The organism is Pseudomonas sp. PSPC3-2, assembly GCF_049897085.1.
Taxonomy (GTDB): domain Bacteria; phylum Pseudomonadota; class Gammaproteobacteria; order Pseudomonadales; family Pseudomonadaceae; genus Aquipseudomonas; species Aquipseudomonas paraveronii.
In genome coordinates, this window is record NZ_JAFCVO010000002.1 from 66051 (window position 1) to 87306 (window position 21256).

Annotated in this window: 14 protein-coding genes; 5 read left to right on the top strand and 9 right to left on the bottom strand. The window is 61.0% G+C overall.

Annotated elements, in window-relative coordinates:
* Positions 1–51 precede the first annotated feature (51 nt).
* The 5 genes from ACP7CJ_RS05290 to ACP7CJ_RS05310 all read right to left on the bottom strand — a co-directional run bounded on the left by ACP7CJ_RS05290 (position 52) and on the right by ACP7CJ_RS05310 (position 10312).
* The gene (locus ACP7CJ_RS05290; RefSeq protein WP_426099764.1) at positions 52–4656 is read right to left on the bottom strand and encodes a hypothetical protein; all 4605 of its coding nucleotides are present in this window, start codon (positions 4654–4656) and stop codon (positions 52–54) included.
* Between the two features lie 294 nt (positions 4657–4950).
* The gene (locus ACP7CJ_RS05295; RefSeq protein ID WP_426099765.1) at positions 4951–6642 is read right to left on the bottom strand and encodes an ATP-binding protein; all 1692 of its coding nucleotides are present in this window, start codon (positions 6640–6642) and stop codon (positions 4951–4953) included.
* Entirely contained in the window at positions 6642–8141 is a 1500-nt protein-coding gene (locus tag ACP7CJ_RS05300; RefSeq protein ID WP_276192936.1) for an ATPase domain-containing protein, read from the bottom strand. The genes ACP7CJ_RS05295 and ACP7CJ_RS05300 overlap by 1 nt, the downstream gene beginning before the upstream one ends.
* 142 nt (positions 8142–8283) lie before the next feature.
* Positions 8284–9342: a tetratricopeptide repeat protein gene (locus ACP7CJ_RS05305; RefSeq protein WP_426099766.1), complete on the bottom strand. Its 1059-nt coding sequence runs from the start codon at positions 9340–9342 to the stop codon at positions 8284–8286.
* A gap of 76 nt (positions 9343–9418) precedes the next feature.
* Positions 9419–10312, bottom strand: a complete 894-nt coding sequence (locus ACP7CJ_RS05310; RefSeq protein ID WP_426099767.1) for a bestrophin family protein — start codon at positions 10310–10312, stop codon at positions 9419–9421.
* A gap of 235 nt (positions 10313–10547) precedes the next feature.
* On the opposite strand from ACP7CJ_RS05310, the gene ACP7CJ_RS05315 reads away from it, so the two are divergent.
* Genes ACP7CJ_RS05315 through ACP7CJ_RS05335 form a run of 5 tightly spaced genes read left to right on the top strand, consistent with a single transcriptional unit; the run spans position 10548 to position 16107 of the window.
* Positions 10548–12197 (top strand): AMP-binding protein, encoded by a 1650-nt coding sequence (locus tag ACP7CJ_RS05315; RefSeq protein ID WP_426099768.1) that lies wholly within the window; start codon positions 10548–10550, stop codon positions 12195–12197.
* 22 nt (positions 12198–12219) lie between these two features.
* Positions 12220–12987, top strand: coding sequence for an SDR family NAD(P)-dependent oxidoreductase (locus ACP7CJ_RS05320; RefSeq protein ID WP_276192941.1), 768 nt, complete (start codon positions 12220–12222; stop codon positions 12985–12987).
* 13 nt (positions 12988–13000) lie between these two features.
* Complete coding sequence (locus ACP7CJ_RS05325; RefSeq protein WP_426099769.1) at positions 13001–14185, top strand: acetyl-CoA C-acyltransferase; 1185 nt, start codon at positions 13001–13003, stop codon at positions 14183–14185.
* A gap of 9 nt (positions 14186–14194) precedes the next feature.
* Entirely contained in the window at positions 14195–15322 is a 1128-nt protein-coding gene (locus tag ACP7CJ_RS05330) for an acyl-CoA dehydrogenase (protein ID WP_276192943.1), read from the top strand.
* Positions 15323–15333: 11 nt separating this feature from the next.
* Complete coding sequence (locus ACP7CJ_RS05335) at positions 15334–16107, top strand: enoyl-CoA hydratase (RefSeq protein ID WP_276192944.1); 774 nt, start codon at positions 15334–15336, stop codon at positions 16105–16107.
* A 76-nt stretch (positions 16108–16183) separates the two neighbouring features.
* On the opposite strand, the gene ACP7CJ_RS05340 is transcribed toward ACP7CJ_RS05335, so the two are convergent.
* From ACP7CJ_RS05340 to ACP7CJ_RS05355, 4 genes are all read right to left on the bottom strand, one after another.
* Positions 16184–17335, bottom strand: coding sequence for an acyl-CoA dehydrogenase family protein (locus ACP7CJ_RS05340; protein ID WP_426099770.1), 1152 nt, complete (start codon positions 17333–17335; stop codon positions 16184–16186).
* A 3-nt stretch (positions 17336–17338) separates the two neighbouring features.
* Entirely contained in the window at positions 17339–18442 is a 1104-nt protein-coding gene (locus ACP7CJ_RS05345; protein ID WP_426099771.1) for an enoyl-CoA hydratase/isomerase family protein, read from the bottom strand.
* A gap of 296 nt (positions 18443–18738) precedes the next feature.
* A complete protein-coding gene (locus ACP7CJ_RS05350) occupies positions 18739–19449 on the bottom strand; it encodes an HPP family protein (RefSeq protein WP_426099772.1) in 711 nt (236 codons plus the stop codon).
* 187 nt (positions 19450–19636) lie between these two features.
* The gene (locus tag ACP7CJ_RS05355) at positions 19637–21247 is read right to left on the bottom strand and encodes an ArnT family glycosyltransferase (protein ID WP_426099773.1); all 1611 of its coding nucleotides are present in this window, start codon (positions 21245–21247) and stop codon (positions 19637–19639) included.
* Positions 21248–21256 lie beyond the last annotated feature (9 nt).

Here is a 21256-nt window from a genome sequence, read left to right on the forward strand (position 1 = left end):
CAGTCAACCCTCGAATAGGCTCTGACGCTCCTGACCGGCGAGAAGTCAGGGTTACCAGGCAAGCACCTCGGCCTTTGCTTGCGGATCAAGTACCCGAGCTGGGTTATTCCCCTCGAAGAGCTCAAATGATCCATCGGGTTTTATGTCAATGCGGTTGGCCGTTGCGATCGTAGTGGAGGCCGGGTATTTGTTTGCGATATTGAACACCACTTGTTCACTGGCGTGACTTTGCTTCAGTGCGATGCCTAATCCCGGGATGCTCCGGACATTATCGCCGCCCACATAAATCACTTTGCTTCCCTGATCCAATTTCCCCTCCAGTTGTTTAAGCACCCTATGTTGTTCAGTCGTCGGCGTGCCGCCAGGGAAGTGCATCAATGTTCGTTTCCGGTAGACACCGTCGTTCAAGTCGGTAAGCACTGCCAGTGTCGAACAGTCACCAATACCTCGGGTGCTGATGATTGACGTCGGGTCAGTGACGGTGACGTCCGTATACTCCGACATATGGACGTAGTGGGTCTGAGCGGGGGGCTTCACGTTAGTGGTAGTCGTCGGGATAGGGTCTTCATAAAGCCGTTTGATAGGTCTGTCATGAAGACTCGCGGTGCCTATCCACGACTCGTTATGGTCACTGATCTTGAATTCAAGTTTTTTGGGGGCATTGCTATAAGTTTTGTATTGGACCGGCAGCTTCTTATCATTGAATATTTTTTCGAGGCCACGCTTCATCATGGCCTCGCTTGAGAACTCGGCCACTCCAAAATTTGGGTCGTAAAAAAAGAACTTCTTAGCGTCGCCATCCGGCACGGACCCTGCCAGCATTGCATGGCCAGGGGAGTCGATCATCACTGTCTTGCCGCCCGGTGCGTTGGCCAGTTCCGTAATCATGTCCTGGTACGTTACCTGGCGCTGCGGATTACCGGCGTGAAACATCGTCGGTGTGCTGATGCTTTTTTGCACCTCACCTAATGTGCGAGTAAATACTCGCGCCGCCTCGCTCCGTGGATTAGCGGCGGCGATGTACAGGTTGTCGATGAACACCCGCTCTTTTCCTTGAGCCTTGGCTGACGCGAAGGTACGAGCAAGGGCGGCGCACTGGCCCTCGGAAAGACGGTTGACCTGGCTAAGGTAGAAGGCCTGAGGTACGGGGGTGAACGTTCCTCCGACAGTATTTACGTGGGCGTTGAAATGCTGTGTGCCGTTGAGCCCGTGCTGCACAGCCAGCCTTTCCTGCTGCCGGACTAATGTGCCCACCTCTCTTGCGGTTCGGTCCGGACGCAGTGCCAGCTTCATCACGTCTTCTGATTTCATGCCCTTGACATAACCCTTGATCCGTTCCGGCGCGCCCTCTTCATAGCCATTCTTAAAGGCTGCGCTGGGCATCCCATCTCCTTGGTGACGATCAAGTAACTTTCCCCAGTCTTTGCGGATTTGAATCGACGCCGGTGAGGGAGGCGTCAGGACGTTTTGCCACGCACGAAGCGCCGGAGTGCCGCCTCGAATGGACGCTTGGAAATCGTCCAGTGCCTTGCCGAACGGGCGCTGGGTCGCAGTATCAAAGGCATACCATTTACCTTCCTGGAGCACAGCGGCACCTTGCTGCGTCTCGCCGGAAGTCTTGAAGGTGCCCATCGCGGCGGCGTCGTACTGTTTGCTTGCGGCGACCAAGTCGTAGCCAGTGTGCGTGCCTCGCAGTTGCCGGATGTCTTGAATCGCGTCGCTGATGACGCGTTTGCCTGCACTTGCCACGCCGCGACCTGTAGCGCGCAGCAAATCCGCCGCACCGTCCAGCGGGTTGACCAGGCTGATCGCCCCAAGCCCCAGGGTTTTTCCTATGCGCAAGGCCTTGCTACCCGCAGAGAGAGTGCTGGTTACCACTTTCGCTGCTTTGCCCACGGTCGCCGCCCCGGCCGTCATGACGCCAAATACGTCGAGTGACAGGTCAACGATGCCGTCGCCGATATTGCCATCTGTGAAGTTTTTGATCGCCGAGCGCAGTGGGATCAAGTTAAGCAGAAACGTGTTCAACTTCCTGTAGAACGGAACCTCGGACTCAACCGTCGTGACCCCTTGGGCCTTGGCTTCCAGCGCTCCCCATACACTGCTGACCGTGGCCACCGTGGCACCGATGGCCACGCTTCTGGCGCTGGAGAAACTATTCAACGGCGCCCCGGTGTCGGTTTTTTCTTGTACGAGCTGTTGCCGTACAAGCGGGCTACCTTCATCGGGGATGGACAGTGTGACGGGGACCATGTCCGTGTAAGGCGTCCTGTTATCACGCGGTTTTCCGTCTTCTATATGAAACCCAGGCTGATAACCGGGCTGGAAATCGCCGAGATCCCGGCGTTTGGTGAGCGTGTTCTTTTGGACATTCAGTTCATAGGTGTGGGCAATCCCGTCGCGCATCACTTTCAATAGCACAGGGTTACCCTCGGCAGCCGGTACCCGGACGATACCGCTGGCCTGATATTCGCCCTTGAACTCCGTGAAGATCGAGAGGCTCCCGTATTCGATATTCTGGCGGTCTTCCAGCGGCAACTGGGCGATCAAGTGCTTGACTTGCGTGGCGACGCTGCTGTCCAGAGCGCGGCCAAACTGTTTGAACTCACTCACGAATTCCCTGCTGATGTTCTTCAGCGACTGGGTCTTGCTCAAGACTTCTTCGAGGGTGAAATTGGGCGTGTTGGCGGCAGAGCGTCCAGGGCCTCTGCGTGGTGCTGTGTAGGGCTCAATCACCCACTGGTTGGGGGGTTGTGAGGCGCCGTTGCGCCTGGCGGGGTGGTAGGGCACCTTGGGCGGGTTGTGCAGCATGTTCTCCATGTATAAGTCCAATATCGAGTAAGGCCCTGGTCGATCTTTGTCGTAGGTGCTCAGTACGATGCACTTCAGTTCCAGGCGTGCGTCATTGCCCAACGTCTTGCGCAATTCGGCCAGGGCCATCTCTTTGCGAGACGCAGGCGCAGGCGTGCGCTGTGCTTCGGAAGCGGCTCTCAGTTCGCCGACCTGTTGGTTAAAGGCATCGGTGATGGTTTGCATATCCGCAGGCGACATCACACGCGCGACGATACTGTTGGTCAGGCCCCATTCCTTCAGGGCGTCATGCTGAGCGACATATTCGATCTGACGCTGAGCATGGGAAACCGGGGCGATATCGGCGTACACCATGACTTCCCCGTAAGTCATCGTTGATGCCCGGCCCGGGGTCTCTGCCTCAATGCGGGCCACCGCCGTACTGAAGCTGACGTGGGCAGGGGAGCCATGAGTGACCACGGCTGGGATATCCTTTACCAGCAATTCCGGCGCCTTGGATGCCAGTTTCAGGTAGGCCTGGATACTGGCTTTTTCCGGTGACGAAGCCTCTTTTGTGATGAAGTACAAATGGTTGGCCACGCGCTGGTCCGTCTCTGACAAAGGCTTGCCTTTAAGCTGCTGGCCGGCCAGGTCAAAGCCTGAAATATGCTTCTGGGGCAAGGTCGCCCGGGTAAATGCATCGGTGTAATTCAGGTTCAAGGCAGCCATTAACCAGTCATTGACACTGCCTTTGACTGACAGTGTGTTGAACTTGGCCTGGATGGCCGCCCCCAGCGCCTGGCCCTTGGGCCATTGGATGAGTCGATCGAGCAGTTCCCGCGGATTGCGAAACTCGTTGGCTTCGATCACCACACCTTGCATCAATGCTTCCAGCACATTGCGGTTGGATCCCAGGTTCAGATCGCCAACATTGCCGTGCTGCAAGAATGCCAATAGTTGGCGCTGGGTGTCCGTGTCAATCGGCTGCGGCCAGGACAGCGCGCCACCATAGTTGCCATTGGCGGGACTTCGCGATGTGGGAGTGAGGAGAGATAGCCTGAGGTTCTCCACTTCTCGCGCAGCGCCGGGTTTATCAAAGCCGTGGTGTTCAAAAAAGTCAGCCAGGCTGACGACGCCTCCTTCCTGCAAGCCTTGGTCCTGTTGGTATGAGGAATGGGGGTTCAGCTCGAAGGTGTTTTCCCGCAGATACTCGGGGATCTGCGACGACGCAAGGGTGCCTGAGGCAAGCGCTGTCCCCAGATGCTTTAACAGCACAGCGGCTTGATGTCGGTTATTGATATTCCCCAGCAGCGCCTTCTGAGTGTCGAGTGCGTGCTCGCTGCGCTCGTCATAGAGGCCAGGGAACACCGCCGTATCAAGCTGTGCAAAGGTTTTATCGCGCTCTAGTTCGGTGGCGCGTTGCTGGAATTCAGAAGGGGAAATTCGCGTCGGCTCTTGGTAGAACTGCCCAACCAGCCAGGCCGGCGCGCGGTTGGCGCTCTCGGGCGAAGGGAGCGGGAACGGCCTATTCCTGCCGGATATGACCCGTCCGGCATCCATTAACGGCCCTCGCACCGCCGACCAGTGCTTGTCCTCGCTTGCACGCATCTGTAATGGCGTATCGAGCGAAACATCCGGGGTCACGCGGTAGGTGACTTGACCGCTTTGCGGCAGGATTTTGATCGACCCAGGCAGGGCTCTGGCGTGGCGCCGCCAGTCAAGGAACTCGGGGGACTGAGTGGCCTCGCCCAACAGCTTCCACCACTGGCCAAATGTTGAGTCTGGTGGAATATCCACCAAGATGGCGTTGTCGTTGGTGGGAACACCGGTGAAGCCCAGCAAGGCCTTGCCATAGTTTTGCGCCAACGCGCTGTCGCCGCTGGCCCTCGGGGAATCGCCAGAGGCAATGAGGGGGGCGCTTTCGTGACCGGACTCCACATGCCCCCGCGCAGCGGGTTGGAGCGCGTCGGCGGCAACGTGAGGCGGCGGGGGGGTGTGCAGGAGGCTGCTGGAAATCGTCATAGGCTACGGCTCTATCATCAGGATTGAAGTCCACTGGGTGCAAATTCCGAGTCCCAGTGATAATCCTTCGTACCGAAGCCCCTCGACTGATTCCATTTTCGCGCCGTGGCTTTATTGCCTGTTGTTACCTGTTACTGGCTATAGGTTCGCCGTTGTAGCGTCTGAACGGATCATTTCTCTGACCTTTGCCGTCAATAGGTCAAAGGTAAACGGCTTGGTAATCAACTGCATCCCCGGGTCCAGAAAACCGCCGCGCACGGCCGCGTGTTCGGCATAACCGGTGATAAATAGCACCTTGAGTTCCGGCCGAATCTGCCGGCCGATTTCCGCCAGTTGCCGGCCGTTCATACCCGGCAGACCGACGTCACTGATCATCAGGTCAATGCGCTGGTCGGACTCGATGATCGGCACGGCCGTGTTGGCATCGCCGGCCTCGACATAGGCATAGCCCAGCTCCTTCAGCACGGCGCAGACCAAGACCCTGACCGCAGGGTCATCCTCCACGATCAGCACCGTTTCGCCGGCATCGGCAAATGGCAGCAGGGCGGGGTTTACCGCTTCGGCCACCACCATTTCGCCGACGAAACGTGGCAGAAACAGGCTGACCGTGGTGCCTTTTTCGACTTCGCTGTGGATCGTCACGTGGCCACCGGATTGCCGTGCAAAGCCGTAAATCATCGACAGGCCGAGGCCGGTGCCCTGGCCGATCGGCTTGGTGGTAAAGAAAGGGTCAAAGACGCGACCCATGACGCTTTCCGGGATACCGCAGCCGGTGTCGCTGACGCTTAATTCAACGTAGTCACCGGGTTGCAAGGTGCCGTAGGCGGCGGTGAACACGCTGTCGAGATGGCGGTTGCTGGTTTCCACGGTGAGATTGCCGCCGTTGGGCATCGCATCGCGCGCGTTGATCACCAGGTTGAGCAGGGCGCTTTCCAGTTGGTTGCGGTCGGCCTCGGCGGTCCAGAGCGGGTCGCTGAAGCGCATGTCCAGCGCAATGCTTTCATTGATACTGCGTTGCAGCAGTTCGCCCATGGAGGTCACCAGTTGGTTGATCTCGACGGGTTTTGAATCCAGCGATTGCCGGCGGGAGAACGCGAGTAGGCGGTGGGTAAGGCCGGCGGCACGGTTGGCGGAGGTGACGCCCAGGTCGATCAAGCTGTCCAGGTCGTCCAGCTTGCCGCGCGAGACGCGCCTTCGCAGTAACTCCAGGCTGCCGATTATCCCGGTGAGCATGTTGTTGAAGTCATGGGCGATGCCGCCCGTCAACTGGCCGACGGCCTCCATTTTCTGTGATTGGCGCAGCGCGTCTTCATTGCTGCGCAACTGCGCCGTGCGTTCTTCCACTTGCTGCTCAAGGGTCTCCAGCGTGCGCTGCAAGCGCAGTTCGCTTTCGCTCAAGTCGATCAGCCGGTCGCGTGCATCGTATTGCCGGCGCCGACCGCGCAGTGCGGCACTGACCAGGCTGATCAACGTCACGGGATGGAAAGGCCGCTCGAGGAAGGTGACGTTGCCCAATAACCCGCTCAGGTGCGAGGAGCCGTTCTGCTCGTTGCCGCCGTGATGGGTCATCAACACGATGGGCAAATCCGACCACGCAGGCTGCTGGTGCAAACGTTCGAGCAGCGGCTCCAGGTCCACGCCGCGCAAGGCTTCGGCCGCAATAATCAGCAGGCCGGCACCGTCTTCCAGTGCGCCGCACAAGGCCGTCAGGCTAGTGGCGATCATGCCGCTGTAACCGGCCTCGTTGAGCATCATCAACGCCAACGCGCCGTCACGGCCCATCGGCGCAAGTACGATTGCACGCTCGGAGAGTGGAGATAAACCCGTCACTAGCCCTCATCCTTGAGCAGAGGCGAGCCGGCGCCCATGTACGTCGGGATACCGCGCAGTACGCCCTGAAAGTTATCGAGCGGCTCGCCGACGGTCATGCCCTGGCTGCTGATCCGGTATTCGCGAATGGTCGACTCATGGGGGCCGGTGCGTTTCTTGATGATGGAAATGGCGCGGCGCACCTTGCCCAGCGCTTCGAAATAGCGCAGCAGAATGACCGTGTCGGCAAGGTAGGTAATGTCGACGGGCGCTTGCATGTCACCGACCAGGCCGTGCTGGGCGACCGTCATGAAGGTGGCGGCGCCACGGCGGTTGAGATACAGCAGCAGTTCGTGCATATGCAGGATCAGCGCATTTTCTTCCGGCATTGCGGCCTGATAGCCGTTGATGCTGTCGATGACCACGGTCTTGATCCCGCCCTCATCCACGCAGCGCCGCACGCGGTGTGAGAACTCGCCGGGAGTCAACTCGGCCGCGTCGACTTGTTCGATCAGCAGGTTGCCGGTGGCTTGCAGCGTGGCGAGGTCGATGCCCATGTTTTTCATGCGCTCGAAGAGCAGGCCCAGTTCCTCATCAAAGATGAACAGTGCGGCTTTTTCGCCCCGCGCCACAGCGGCGGCGGCAAACACCATCGAGATCAGCGACTTGCCGGTGCCCGCCGGGCCGAGGATAAGGCTGCTGGAACCGGTCTCGACTCCGCCCCCCATTAAGGCATCCATTTCGCGAATGCCGCTGCTCAGGGTCTCGCGCACGTAGCCGCCGCGATGTTCGGCCGCCACCAGGCGCGGGAAGACATGCACGCCATCGCCCATGATGGTGAAGTCGTGGAAGCCGCCCCGGTACTTTTGGCCACGGTACTTCACGACGCGCACGCGGCGGCGTTCGGCACCGTAATTGGGCGTCAGTTCTTCCAGGCGAATCACCCCATGGGCCACGCTGTGTACGGTTTTGTCGAGGGATTCGGTGGTCAGGTCATCGAGCAGCAATACCGTGGCGTCGTAGCGCACGAAGTAGTGTTTGATTGCCAGGATCTGCCGTCGATAACGCAGGGAGCTTTGCGCCAGCAGGCGGATCTCGGAGAGGCTGTCGACCACCACGCGGGTCGGCTTGACCCGTTCCACCACTTCAAAGATCTGCCGCGTGGCCTCGCCCAACTCGAGGTCGGAAGAGTACAGCAGGCTTTGCTGATGGTCGGCATTGAGCAGGCTTTCCGGCGGGGTCAGCTCGAAAATATGGATATTGTCATCCAGATCCCACCCGTGGGATATCGCACCTTCGCGCAATTCACGCTCGGTTTCGGACAAGGTGATATAGAGCGAGCGTTCACCGTTCTTCGCACCCGCCTGCAGGAAGTGCAGGGCAACGGTGGTTTTGCCGGTCCCTGGCTCGCCTTCGAGCAGAAACAGATGGCTGCGGGACAGACCGCCGGAAAGAATGTCATCAAGACCTTCGATGCCAGTGGCCGCTTTTTCGGTTAATAGCGCGTTGGATGTAGACAAGAAGTGCCCTCAGGTCACATACGAGTAGAGGTGCGCGTTCGTTCGAGCGCGCCATAGCTTCTTGACCATGGCGTGTCAGCGGGGTTCCACCTTATCGGGATTTGTACGTAGTGTCGGCGCTGGGGCCAGCGCTGCCGTTGGCCTACAGCCCCTGCTGCAGCGCCGGATCATCCGGGTTTTGTTGTTCCAACTGCGCCAGCAGCACTTGCACGTTCTGCAATTGGCCGCTTTCTGTCCAGTAGGTGACGAGCAGCACCCGCGCCTTGCGATTGGCCGGGTGGCGCTGGATGATTTCTTCCAACTGGCGCTGGGCAGCTTCGAGTTCCTCCTGGGCGTGAAGGGTCGTGGCCAGGTCGTAACGGTAATCTTGATTGTTCGGTTCCAGCTCCACCGCCTTCGACAGGCCGAGCAACGCGTAAGCGCGCTCACCGTGGTGCAGCAACCACATGCCCAGGGCGTGTTGCAGGTACGCGGATTCGGGATGCGCCGCCAACTGGCGGGCCAGCAGTTGGCGCGACTCGTCGGTCTTGCCCTGTTTGTCCAGCAGTTCGATTTGCGCAACCACGGCTTGCAGGTTGTCCGGCTGCAGGCGCATTGCTTGCTCCAGGGCGTTCTGTGCCTGCGGCAACAGCGCGCTGTGGATATACAGGCGCGCCAGTTGGAGCCAACCTTCGGCGGTTTCAGGTTGCGCCTTGAGCTTCTTCACAAACTCATCGAGCACTTGCTGCAAGGGCCCGAAATACAGGCCGAGGGTGTCGGGCGAGAGACCGAGCAACGCATTGGCGGCGGTAAAGCGCACGTCTTGTTGCGGATCGTCGAGTAATGGGCCGAGCAACAAGGTGCGCTGGCCCGTAGGCACCAGGCCGACGATGCTGTGAATCGCCGCTTCACGCACGTGCGGTGAGTCATCGGCCAGATCCTTGTCGGCGAGCTTCAGTGCCTGAGGGCTCGGGTAATTGGGCAGTTCGGCATGCAAGGCGATGCGGCGCTCGTCGGAAAGGTCCGGCCGGGCCAATTGCTGATACAGCACGCGGGCGGCGCCAGGTTCGCCGTTAAGCGCCTGTTTCAAGGCTTTCGCGTAGCCATGGGCAATCGCGGGCGGTACGGCCACCGGGGTGGAATGGGAGAAATACCAGGTGATCAGCACAATCAACAACAGGGCGCACAGGCCGATGATGGAGTAACGGCGTGACTTTGACATGCAGGCGTCCGAGAGCTTAGGCAGCTATGGCAAAGCCCTCAGCTTCGGTCAGACCACGGCGAGTGTCAAACCCGCATCAGGTCAGCACGTATTCCACCGGCTCCAGGGCAGGCGGCAAGGCCGTTTCGCCGAGGGCTGCGAGGATCTCGCGTTCCAGCGTCCGCACGATCGCGTTGCAGGGCAGGTCGTTCTCATCGAAGCCGAAGGGATCTTCCAGATCGTCGCCGATTTCGTCGAGGCCAAAGAAGGTGTAGCTGACGATTGCGGTGAACACCGGCGTGAGCCAGCCCAGCGGTTCGGCCATGGCAAACGGCAGCAGGATGCAGAACAGGTAAATGGTGCGGTGCAGCAGCAGGGTGTAGGGGAAGGGCAGCGGTGTGCTTTTGATCCGCTCACACGCCGCCTGCACCTGGCTCAGGCTGACCAGCCGGGTTTCCAGTTGGGTGTAGCGCCATTCACTGATCACGCCCCGTTCGGCCAGCCCGGAAAACCGCGTGCCGAGCTGTTGCAGTACCTGGTCAGGAAGGTTGGGGTGGCCTGGGTCGACTTCGATCCAGGGCTTTAGCGCTTGGGCTTCATCTTCCAGGCGCAGGCGCGCGATCAACCCATGGGCAAAACCGCAGAGGCCGCGCAGTAGGCTGGCCCGTTCCAGCGGGTCGCTGAGCACCTGGGTTTCACGGATCAGTGAGCGCACTTCGATGATCATCTGCCCGAGTTGCTTGCGGCCTTCCCACCAGCGGTCGTAGCAGGCGTTGTTGCGAAAACTCATGAAGATCGACAACGACAGCCCGAGCAGGGTGAACGGCGTGGCATTGACCTTGGAGAAATACGCCGGGTGCAGGGTTTCCACCAGCACGATCACCGAGGCCAGCAACGTGACCAACAGGCTGCGCAGGGCGATCCGCTTGGCGATCGAGCCCTTGAGCGAGAACAGAATGCCCAGGAGGTTGGGTTTGGGGCGAACAATCATCGGGAGGGGCTTCGTAGGTGGCGCGGCCATCAGGTTAGAAGCTGGCGGCCGGGGCGTCCAATCGCTTGGGCCGACTGCTTGATCGGCGGGGTCTATGATCAAGAAGCATTGGCCAAACCAGTCAGGCATGTTGGTGGCTTTGACTATTGCTGCTGCAGCGCTCTAGAGCCACTATTTCGGCGGTTCTTGTCCGAAAAAACGTCCTGAAAATAAAAATACCGAAGGATTTGAAGCGATGCGTGACTATTTGGCTGCCACTACCGAGTTCGATTACCAACACACCGTCGACAGCACCTTGGCCGGAAACCTGCTAGGCCTCAATGCCTGCGTGGAATGCTGCGACCGGCATGCATTGCCAGGGCGCATTGCGCTGTTCTGGGAAGGCAAGGATGGACGCAGTGCCACGTTCACCTTCAGCGATTTGCAGGACCAGGCTTCACGCTTCGCCAATTTCCTGTTGGCCCAGGGCGTCAAACGCGGCGACAAGGTGGCCGGCCTGTTGCCACGCACCGCCGAATTGCTGGTGGTGGTCCTCGCGACCTGGCGCATCGGCGCCGTCTATCAACCGCTGTTTACGGCCTTCGGCCCCAAGGCTATTGAACACCGCCTGAGCAGCTCTGGCGCAGCCGTGGTGGTCACCGATGCGGTGAACCGGCCCAAACTCGCCGAAGTGGAAGGCTGCCCGACGATCGTGACAGTCACTGGCGCCAAAGGCGAAGGCCTGGTGCGCGGTGATTTCAGTTTCTGGGCCGAGCTGCCCAATTACTCCAACCACTGCGAGCCGGTGCTGCTGGGCGCAGACGAGCCGTTCCTGCTGATGTTCACCTCGGGCACCACCGGCCCTTCGAAAGCGCTCTCGGTGCCACTCAAGGCCATTGTTGCGTTCCAGAGCTACACCCGCGACGCCATCGACCTGCGCCCTGAAGACGCGTTCTGGAACGTCGCCGACCCGGGCTGGGCCTACGGCATCTATTTCGGCGTGACCGGGCCTTTGTCCATGGGCCATCCGATTACCTTCTACGATGGCCCGTTCACCCTAGAAAGCACCTGCCGGGTCATCAATAAATACGCGATCACCAACCTGGCCGGCTCGCCGACCGCATATCGCCTGTTGATTGCCGGCGGCGAACAATTCGCCCGCTCGATCAAGGGCAAGCTGCGTATCGTCAGCAGCGCCGGCGAGCCGCTGAACCCGGAAGTGATCCGCTGGTTTGCCGATAACCTGGGGGTGACCATCCATGACCACTACGGCCAGACCGAGCTGGGCATGGTGCTGTGCAACCACCACGGCCTGGAACATCCGGTGCATGTCGGGTCGGCGGGTTTTGCTTCGCCGGGGCATCGCATCGTGGTGCTGGACGACGATCACCAGGAGTTGCCTGCCGGCCAGCCGGGGATTCTCGCCATCGACCGCGAGCAATCGCCAATGTGCTGGTTCGCCGGCTATGACGGCGCACGGACCAAGGCCTTTGTCGGCAAGTATTACCTCAGCGGCGATACCGTCGAACTCAATCCGGACGGCAGCATCAGCTTCGTCGGACGCAGTGACGATGTGATCACCACCTCTGGCTACCGCGTGGGCCCGTTCGACGTGGAAAGTGCGCTGGTCGAACACCCGGCAGTGGTGGAAGCGGCGGTCGTCGGCAAGCCCGACCCGGAGCGCACCGAGCTGGTCAAAGCCTTCGTGGTGATCAACGAGCAGTTCCGCGCCACCCCCGAGCTGGCCGAGGAACTGCGCCTGCATGTACGCCAGCGCCTCGCCGCCCATGCCTACCCACGGGAAATCGAATTTGTCAGCGACTTGCCCAAGACCCCGAGCGGCAAGTTGCAACGCTTTATTTTGCGTAATCAGGAAATCGCCAAGGCGCAAGCCGCGTTGGCCTGATCCACTTTTCAAGGAAACAATGATGCAGATTGAAAACAAGGTTTTTCTGGTCAGCGGCGGCGCGTCGGGCCTCGGTGCAGCCACCGCTGAAATGCTGGTCGCTGCCGGTGCCAAGGTGATGCTGGTGGACATGAATGGCGACGCGGTCGCGGCCAAAGCCAAACAGCTGGGCGACAACGCCCGCAGCGCCGTGGCGGACATCAGCCAGGAAGCCGCTGCCGAAGCCGCCGTGCAAGCCACCGTTGCCGCCTTTGGTGGCTTGCACGGGCTGGTGAACTGCGCCGGTGTGGTGCGCGGCGAGAAGATCCTCGGCAAAAACGGCCCTCACGCGCTGGCCAGCTTTGCCCAGGTGATCAACGTCAACCTGATCGGCAGCTTCAACCTGCTGCGCCTGGCCGCTGCGGCCATTGCAGAAACCCCGGCGGATGCCGACGGTGAGCGCGGCGTGATCATCAATACCGCGTCGGTGGCGGCGTTTGACGGGCAGGTCGGCCAGGCGGCGTATGCCGCGTCCAAAGGTGCGATCGCCAGCCTGACACTGCCCGCCGCGCGGGAGCTGGCGCGCTTCGGCATTCGGGTGATGACCATCGCCCCCGGCATTTTCGAAACCCCGATGATGGCTGGCATGACCCCGGAAGTCCGCGACTCGCTGGCCGCCGGTGTGCCGTTCCCGCCGCGCCTGGGCAAACCGAGCGAATATGCCGCGCTGGTCCGGCACATCATTGAAAACAGCATGCTCAATGGCGAGGTGATCCGTCTCGACGGTGCCTTGCGCATGGCAGCCAAGTAAGAGAGGAAGCGTCATGACCGATCCCATCGTAATTGTCAGCGCCGCGCGCACCCCCATGGGCGCGTTCCAGGGCGATCTCAAAGGCCTGACCGCACCGCAACTGGGCTCTGCGGCGATTCGCGCCGCCGTCGAGCGTGCCGGTATCGCCAGCGATGCCGTGGATGAAGTGCTGTTTGGCTGTGTATTGCCGGCCGGTCTCGGCCAGGCCCCCGCACGCCAGGCCGCCCTTGGCGCCGGGCTGGACAAGGCCACCCGCTGCACCACCCTCAATAAAATGTGCGGCTCGGGCATGGAGGCGACGATGCTTGCCCATGACTCGCTGCTGGCCGGCAGCGTCGAGGTGGTGATTGCTGGCGGTATGGAGAGCATGTCCAACGCCCCGTATCTGCTGGACCGCGCACGCAGCGGCTACCGCATGGGCCACGGCCGCGTGCTGGACCATATGTTCCTCGACGGCCTGGAAGATGCCTACGACAAAGGCCGCCTGATGGGCGCCTTTGCCGAAGACTGCGCACAACATAACGGCTTTACCCGCGAGGCCCAGGATGCGTTTGCCATTGCGTCCCTGACCCGTGCGCAAGCGGCGATCAGCAATGGCAGCTTCGCTGCCGAGATCGTCCCGGTGCAGGTCACGGTAGGCAAAGAGCAAAAAACCGTCCTGCATGATGAGCAACCGCCCAAAGCCAAGCCGGACAAGATTGCCAGCTTGAAACCGGCGTTCCGCGAAGGCGGGACAGTGACGGCGGCCAATTCCAGTTCAATTTCCGACGGCGCGGCGGCCTTGCTCCTGATGCGTCAGTCCGAGGCGCACAAGCGCGGCCTGCAACCCTTGGCGGTGATCCGTGGGCATGCGGCGTTTGCCGATGAACCGGGCCTGTTTCCGGTGGCGCCGGTGGGGGCTATACGCAAGCTGATGAGCAAGACCGGCTGGAACCTGAACGAAGTGGACCTGTTCGAAATCAACGAAGCCTTTGCCGTGGTCAGCCTGGTGACCATGAGCAAGCTGGATATCCCCCACGACAAGGTCAACATTCATGGCGGCGCCTGTGCCTTGGGTCACCCGATCGGCGCGTCCGGTGCGCGGATTCTGGTGACGCTGCTGTCGGCCCTGCGCCAGAAAGGTCTCAAACGGGGCGTCGCCGCTATCTGCATCGGCGGTGGTGAAGCCACGGCCATGGCCGTCGAATGCCTGTATTAAGGATTGACCATGCTACCCAATGACGAACAACTGCAAATCAGCGAAGCGGCCCGACAATTCGCCCAGGAGCGCCTGAAACCGTTCGCGGCCGAGTGGGACCGCGAGCACCGCTTTCCCAAGGAGGCCATCGGTGAAATGGCCGAACTGGGCTTTTTCGGCATGCTGGTGCCGGAACAGTGGGGTGGTTGCGACACCGGCTACCTGGCCTACGCCATGGCCCTGGAAGAAATCGCTGCCGGCGACGGGGCTTGCTCGACCATCATGAGCGTACACAACTCGGTGGGTTGCGTGCCGATCCTCACGTTCGGCAACGACCAGCAGAAAGAGCAATTTCTCAAGCCGCTGGCCAGTGGTGCGATGCTCGGCGCCTTCGCGCTGACCGAGCCCCAGGCCGGTTCCGATGCCAGCAGCCTGAAAACCCGTGCACGCCTCGAAGGCGATCACTACGTGTTGAACGGCTGCAAACAATTCATCACCTCCGGGCAAAACGCCGGCATCGTGATTGTGTTTGCTGTCACTGACCCGGCGGCGGGGAAGCGCGGCATCAGCGCGTTTATCGTGCCGACGGATTCGCCGGGCTACACGGTGGCGCGGGTCGAGGACAAGCTGGGGCAGCATGCGTCGGATACCTGCCAGATCCTGTTCGAAGACGTCAAGGTGCCGGTCGCCAATCGTCTGGGGGAGGAGGGTGAAGGCTACCGCATCGCCTTGGCCAACCTCGAAGGCGGGCGTGTCGGCATTGCCTCGCAATCGGTGGGCATGGCCCGCGCCGCCTTTGAAGCCGCGCGCGACTACGCCCGGGAGCGCGAAAGTTTTGGCAAACCCTTGATCGAACACCAGGCCGTGGCCTTTCGCCTGGCGGACATGGCCACGCAAATCGCCGTCGCACGGCAAATGGTGCATTACGCCGCCGCCCTGCGTGACAGCGGCAAGCCGGCGTTGGTCGAGGCGTCCATGGCCAAGCTGTTCGCCTCGGAAATGGCCGAGAAAGTCTGCTCCGCCGCCTTGCAAACCTTGGGCGGTTACGGTTACCTGAGCGACTTTCCCTTGGAGCGGATCTACCGCGATGTGCGGGTCTGCCAGATTTACGAAGGGACCAGCGATATTCAGCGCATGGTCATCTCACGCAATCTTTAAGGAGCCACTACATGAGTTACGAAACTATTTTGCTCGACGTGCAGGGCCGTGTCGGGTTGATCACCCTTAACCGTCCGCAAGCCCTGAACGCGCTGAACGCACAATTGATCAACGAGTTGAATCAGGCGCTGGATGACCTGGAACGCAACCCTGAAATCGGCTGCATCGTGCTCACCGGCTCGAAAAAAGCCTTCGCCGCTGGCGCCGACATCAAGGAAATGGCCGAGCTGACCTACCCGCAGATCTATATCGACGACCTGTTCAGCGACGCCGATCGCGTGGCCAACCGTCGCAAGCCGATCATCGCTGCCGTCAACGGCTTCGCCCTGGGTGGCGGCTGTGAGTTGGCGCTGATGTGCGACTTTATCCTCGCCGGCGACAGCGCCAAGTTCGGCCAGCCGGAAATCAACCTGGGTGTGCTGCCGGGCATGGGCGGCACCCAGCGCCTGACCCGCGCCGTGGGCAAGGCCAAGGCTATGGAAATGTGCCTGACTGGTCGCTTTATCGACGCGGTGGAAGCCGAGCGTTGCGGGGTTGTAGCGCGCATTGTCCCGGCCGATGAACTGCTCGAAGAAGCGCTGAAAGTCGCCACGCTGATTGCCGGCAAGTCAGTGCCGATCAGCATGATGGTCAAGGAAAGCGTGAACCGGGCGTTTGAAGTGAGCCTCTCGGAAGGCGTGCGCTTTGAGCGTCGGGTATTCCATGCGGCGTTTGCGACGCAGGATCAGAAGGAAGGCATGGCGGCATTCGTGGCCAAGCGCGCGCCTGAATTCAAGGACAAATAACCCGCCCTCACAAACACTGCAGATCCACTGTGGGAGCGGGTAAGCCAGCTCCCACAGTGGGTTTGTGGTGTGTCAGTCAGAGCGGGTAGTTCTTCAGCTCCCGCGCAATCACCATCCGCTGAATCTCGCTGGTGCCTTCGTAGATCTGCGTGATCCGCGCATCGCGGTAGTAGCGCTCCACCGGATAATCCTCCAGATACCCATACCCGCCATGAATCTGCATCGCCGAGGAGCAGACCTTTTCGGCCATTTCCGAAGCGAACAGCTTGGCCTGGGACGCTTCCGACAGGCACGGCTTGCCCGCACTGCGCAGGCGTGCGGCGTGCAGGATCAGCAAGCGTGCGGCATTCAGCCGGGTTTGCATGTCGGCCAGCAGGTTGGCCACGCTCTGGTGTTCGATGATGGCCTTGTCGAACTGCACGCGGTCACGGGCATACCCCAGCGCCGCTTCAAACGCGGCACGGGCGATGCCCAGGGCTTGAGCGGCAATGCCGATACGCCCGCCTTCCAGGTTGGACAGCGCAATCGCCAGGCCCTTGCCGCGCTCACCCAGCAGGTTGGCCTCAGGCACGCTGCACTGGTTGAGGGTAACGGCGCAGGTGTCCGAGGCACGGATGCCCATCTTGTGTTCGGTACGATCAACCACGAACCCCGGCGTGTCCGTCGGCACCAGGAAGGCGGAAATACCGCGCTTGCCCAGTTCCGGATCGGTCACCGCAAACACAATCGCCAACTTGGCGCGCTTGCCATTGCTGACAAACTGCTTGGCGCCATTGATCACCCACTGGCCATCGCGCAGTTCGGCACGGGTGCGCAGGTTGTGGGCCTCGGAGCCGGCCTGGGGTTCGGTCAGGCAGAAGCAGCCGATGGCCTGGCCGCTGGCGAGTTCCGCCAGCCAGGTTTGTTTCTGCTCTGTTGTGCCGTAGTTGAGGATTGGCCCGCAACCCACTGAATTATGGATACTCATCAGTGCGCCCGTGGCACCGTCACCGGCGGAAATCTCTTCCACCGCCAAGGCATACGCCACGTAATCGACATAGGTACCGCCCCATTCTTCCGGTACCACCATGCCCAGCAACCCCAGCTCGCCCATCTTCGCCACCAGGGCGTCATCGATCCAGCCAGCTTTTTCCCAGGCCTGGGCGTGAGGGGCGATTTCGCCACGGGCGAAGTCACGCGCCATGTCGCGAATCATGATTTGTTCTTCAGTGTATTCAATATCTTGCATGGCTTATCTCGCAACCTGCGTGAAGTTGTGGAAGAAGCTTTCCACGTGGCTCGCGTCCAGCCCATGGAGTGTCGATGGGTTCCAGCGCGGGTTCTTGTCTTTGTCGATGATCAGCGCGCGGACCCCTTCAATCAGGTCGCCACGCTCGAACCACTGGCGATCCAAGTGCAGTTCCAGGGCGAAACACTGCTCCAACGGCAAACGGCGCCCGCGCCGCAGCATTTCCAGGGTCACGGCCATGGCCAGCGGTGAACGGGTTTGCATCAGGTTGGCCGTGCTCAAGGCCCATTCATGGCTGTTGGCGACGGTCACTTGTTGCAGTTGCTCGACAATGCTGCGCACGTCCGGCAAGGCAAAAAAATGGTCGATTGCAGGGCGCAAGGCGGCGAGCGGGGCGTCCGGCAGTTGCTGCACGGCCAGCTTGGCCAGCACGCCTTGCAGGTCCTTGAGAGGGGAATCTTGCCATGACAGTTGGTCGAGTTTCTGGTCGAGGTCGGCCAGTTTGGTGCTGTCCAGGTACCAGTCCGCCAGCCCGCAATACAACGCATCGGCCGCACGAATCTGCACGCCGGTGACGCCCAGGTAAATGCCCAGCTCGCCAGGAATGCGCGGCAGGAAATAACTGCCGCCTACGTCGGGGAAGTAACCGATCGCCACTTCCGGCATCGCCAGTCGGCTGCGTTCGGTGACCACACGCAGATCCGCGCCTTGCACCAGGCCCATGCCGCCGCCGAGGACGAAGCCGTCCATCAGCGCCAGTACCGGTTTGCGGTAATGGTGGATGGCCAGGTCGAGGGCGTATTCCTCGACGAAGAAATCCTCGTGCAGGGTGTCGCCGTTCTTGAAACTGTCGTAGAGCGAGCGAATATCGCCGCCCGCACAGAAGGCTTTTTCACCGGCACCGCGCAGGACCACGGCATATACCTGGGGATCATCTGCCCAGGCCTGAAGCTGTTGGGCCAGGCCGCGAACCATGTTCAGGTTGATGGCGTTTAAGCCGGCGGGGCGATTGAGGGTGAGGTGGCCAACATGGTTGCGGACGTTGGCCAGTACCTCTTGCTGAAGAATGTCGGCGTGGCTTGCCTCGGATGAAACCTGAGCAGTCATCTGTAACTCCCTGCTTTTATTGTTCTTTAAACAAGATGTTCGCGGACGAACCCTCTCGCGATCGTACCAGTGCAAATTTGCCCAGTACAACCTTGAATCATGCAGGTCGTTTTTGCATTTATGCAGAACAGGCGATCAGCCGTCCGGAAGGTGAAAATAGCCGGCCAGGGCCTCGCTACAGCGCAGCACGGCACGCCTGGCGGCCGGCTCAGAAGCGGGGTAGTTGATAAAGCCGTGGCGCATGCCCGGGCACTCTTTGTGCCCCTCGTCGTTAATGCGGGGCGCTCGCTATACCGCTATTCGACGCGAGTTGCCAGCACTTGCCCGATACTTCGACGACGGGCATGACTCTCGGCGGCGTGGATCAACTGTTCCAGCGCCGTGGGCTCGATATCGTAGAACTGCTCCATGTCGGCCAACGCCAGCTTCAGGTCCGCCGCCGTGATTGCCGGGTCTCCTGCTGCCTGCGCCTTGCTCACGAAGGTGTTCGGTGCCTCGGTCGCGCCCTTGGGATAGCGCGTGCGGGTGGCATTGTTATAGGCCAGTGCACAGGTCACCAACGCTCCCGCGCCGAGCATCACCGCGGGCAGTTCCTGCCAGCCGAGAGCCGTCGAGGCCGGATCGGCCAGTACCAGCGTCATCGCCAGGCCTCCCGCCGGCGGGTGCAGGCAACGCAGCCAGCAGATCAGGACCACGGTCATGCCCGCCGCCAGGCAGGCGCTGCCCAAGGTGCGCCCCAGGACCCGTGCGACGAGCAGCGCGACTACGCCGGCACACAGGTAGCTGCCGATGATCGACCACGGCTGTGCCAGCGCGCCGGATGAAACGGCAAACAGCAACACTGCCGACGCACCCAGAGGGCCGAGCAGGTGCAGGGCGACCTCCATGCCAAACACTTGCGCGCAGACCCACACGCTGAGCAGAGTGCCCAAGGCCATGCCGATCGCGGCGCGGCTCCATTCGGCAGGGCGGGTATTGATGGCAGCGGGTAACCAGCGAGCGAGCATTCACAATTTCCATAAACGGCGGGCAAAAAAAGGCTTGTCTGGTTTCCCGGACAAGCCCTTGAAAGTTCCTGCATTTGGGGGAGGAACCCGCGTAGTGTGCCGACCGCGATGCAGGGTCGCCAATGCATATTAATGTAGGTTAAATACAAAAATAATGGACTCAACTGGCCGGCCGCCGCCGGCGCGGTCAAGGTTGAATGGTTTTGTCCAAGTGCAGCAGCACGTAGGGATTCTTGTCGAACGTGCCAGTGAGCGTCGGAGTGATTGCGCGCAATCGTGGGTCCTGCAACCCTTCAAAGTCATCTTGGCTCATGACCAGCCACGCCGGACCTTGCAATGTTGCCAGGTCGGCGGGCTGCTGGGTGAACACCGGCACCCGGTCGTAATCGAGGTTGACCATGAACTTGATGGCTTTGGCATCCTTACCCAGCGCATGCAGCACGATGGGCGCCGGTTGCTGGCGGACCTGCGCCTGGACTTGCAGGCTGAAGGTGCGAGTGTCATAGAGGCTGCGCTCCACTGGCTCGACCACCACAATATACGTCGTCCATACCGCCAGCACGGCGGTCAGGGCCGGTACCAGCGTGCGCAGGCGTGCCTGGAACACCGCCACCAGCGCCAGCACTTGAAGCGCGCCCAGCACGCCCAGCACCCAGCCGATGTGCGCCATCTGCTCCGGGTAACGCCGGCGCGCCAGCCATAGCCCGACGATCAGCAGCGCGGGCAACACGGTCCACAGGCTCAGCATCAAACCGCGCAGCCAGCCATACAACCGCCCGTGGGCGACTTGAAACGGATACGCCGCAATAATGGCCGCCATCGGCAACATCGGCAGCACATAACGCGCCTTCTTTGCCTGGGGAATCGACAAGCCGAGCATCACCAACAAGCCCGCCGCTGCGCAGTACAGCACCAACTGCAACGCCGGATCAGGTGGGCGTCGCCCGCCAATCGCTATCACCAGCAGCACCAGCAGCGCCAGCGGGTAAGCCAGCGCGTAATTGCCCACGGAACTGGTGAAGTAATACAGCGCACCGCTGGAGCCTTCGCTGCCATCCATACGCCCGAGGAACTGCATGCGGATCACGTCCTGCATGAACGCTTCGCCGCCGCTGAGCTTGGCCAGCAGCAACAGCAGGCCAACGCACGCCCCCAGCAGTGCCAGGGCCAACAGGCCGAAGCTGAACAGCTGGCGCCATTGGCGGTTGAGCAGGAAGTAGCTGCATAGCACGCCCGTGGGGATCACCAGGCCAATCGGCCCGCGAATCGTAAAGCCCACGATCAACAGCAGGTACACCCAGTGCAGGCGCTTGGCGGCGCCGAAGTGATCATGCGCATAACCCAGGTAGAACACCGTCAGGGCCACTGCGGCGAGCATCTGGTCGAGGGACACCGCGCGGGTTTCGCTGATAAACGTGCTGCTGAGCAACAGCAGCGCAACACTCAGCAGGCCCCAGCGCTGGGAGTAGGGCGCCGTCAGGCGGTACACCAGCATGACGATCAGCGCCGAAGCGATGGACGTCGGCAACCAGGCCGTAAAGCTGTTGACCTGGCCCAGGGGCAAGGACAGCAGCCACGTCATAAGCGTCGTGGTCGCCAGGTAATCGGCATAAGGTTGCCCGTAGGTCGTGGGGAAAAAGCTCGGCCCATGGTGCAACATCTCCTGGGCAAAGACCACGAAGCGCGAGTCGAAACCGATGATTGCCTGGTGCCAGTTGCCGGCAATGAATAACAGCAACGCCAGTAGCGCCAGCCCCAACGACTGGCGCCGGATCGCTGCGTTCATCAGCTGGGGCATTTGATCTTT

Bases quoted from the DNA above. Each gene is read 5' to 3' on its own strand.
- ACP7CJ_RS05305 (WP_426099766.1), bottom strand. From the start codon at position 9,342: ATGTCAAAGTCACGCCGTTACTCCATCATCGGCCTGTGCGCCCTGTTG.
- ACP7CJ_RS05310 (WP_426099767.1), bottom strand. From the start codon at position 10,312: ATGATTGTTCGCCCCAAACCCAACCTCCTGGGCATTCTGTTCTCGCTC.
- ACP7CJ_RS05315 (WP_426099768.1), top strand. From the start codon at position 10,548: ATGCGTGACTATTTGGCTGCCACTACCGAGTTCGATTACCAACACACC.
- ACP7CJ_RS05320 (WP_276192941.1), top strand. From the start codon at position 12,220: ATGCAGATTGAAAACAAGGTTTTTCTGGTCAGCGGCGGCGCGTCGGGC.
- ACP7CJ_RS05325 (WP_426099769.1), top strand. From the start codon at position 13,001: ATGACCGATCCCATCGTAATTGTCAGCGCCGCGCGCACCCCCATGGGC.
- ACP7CJ_RS05330 (WP_276192943.1), top strand. From the start codon at position 14,195: ATGCTACCCAATGACGAACAACTGCAAATCAGCGAAGCGGCCCGACAA.
- ACP7CJ_RS05335 (WP_276192944.1), top strand. From the start codon at position 15,334: ATGAGTTACGAAACTATTTTGCTCGACGTGCAGGGCCGTGTCGGGTTG.
- ACP7CJ_RS05340 (WP_426099770.1), bottom strand. From the start codon at position 17,335: ATGCAAGATATTGAATACACTGAAGAACAAATCATGATTCGCGACATG.
- ACP7CJ_RS05345 (WP_426099771.1), bottom strand. From the start codon at position 18,442: ATGACTGCTCAGGTTTCATCCGAGGCAAGCCACGCCGACATTCTTCAG.
- ACP7CJ_RS05350 (WP_426099772.1), bottom strand. From the start codon at position 19,449: ATGCTCGCTCGCTGGTTACCCGCTGCCATCAATACCCGCCCTGCCGAA.
- ACP7CJ_RS05355 (WP_426099773.1), bottom strand. From the start codon at position 21,247: ATGCCCCAGCTGATGAACGCAGCGATCCGGCGCCAGTCGTTGGGGCTG.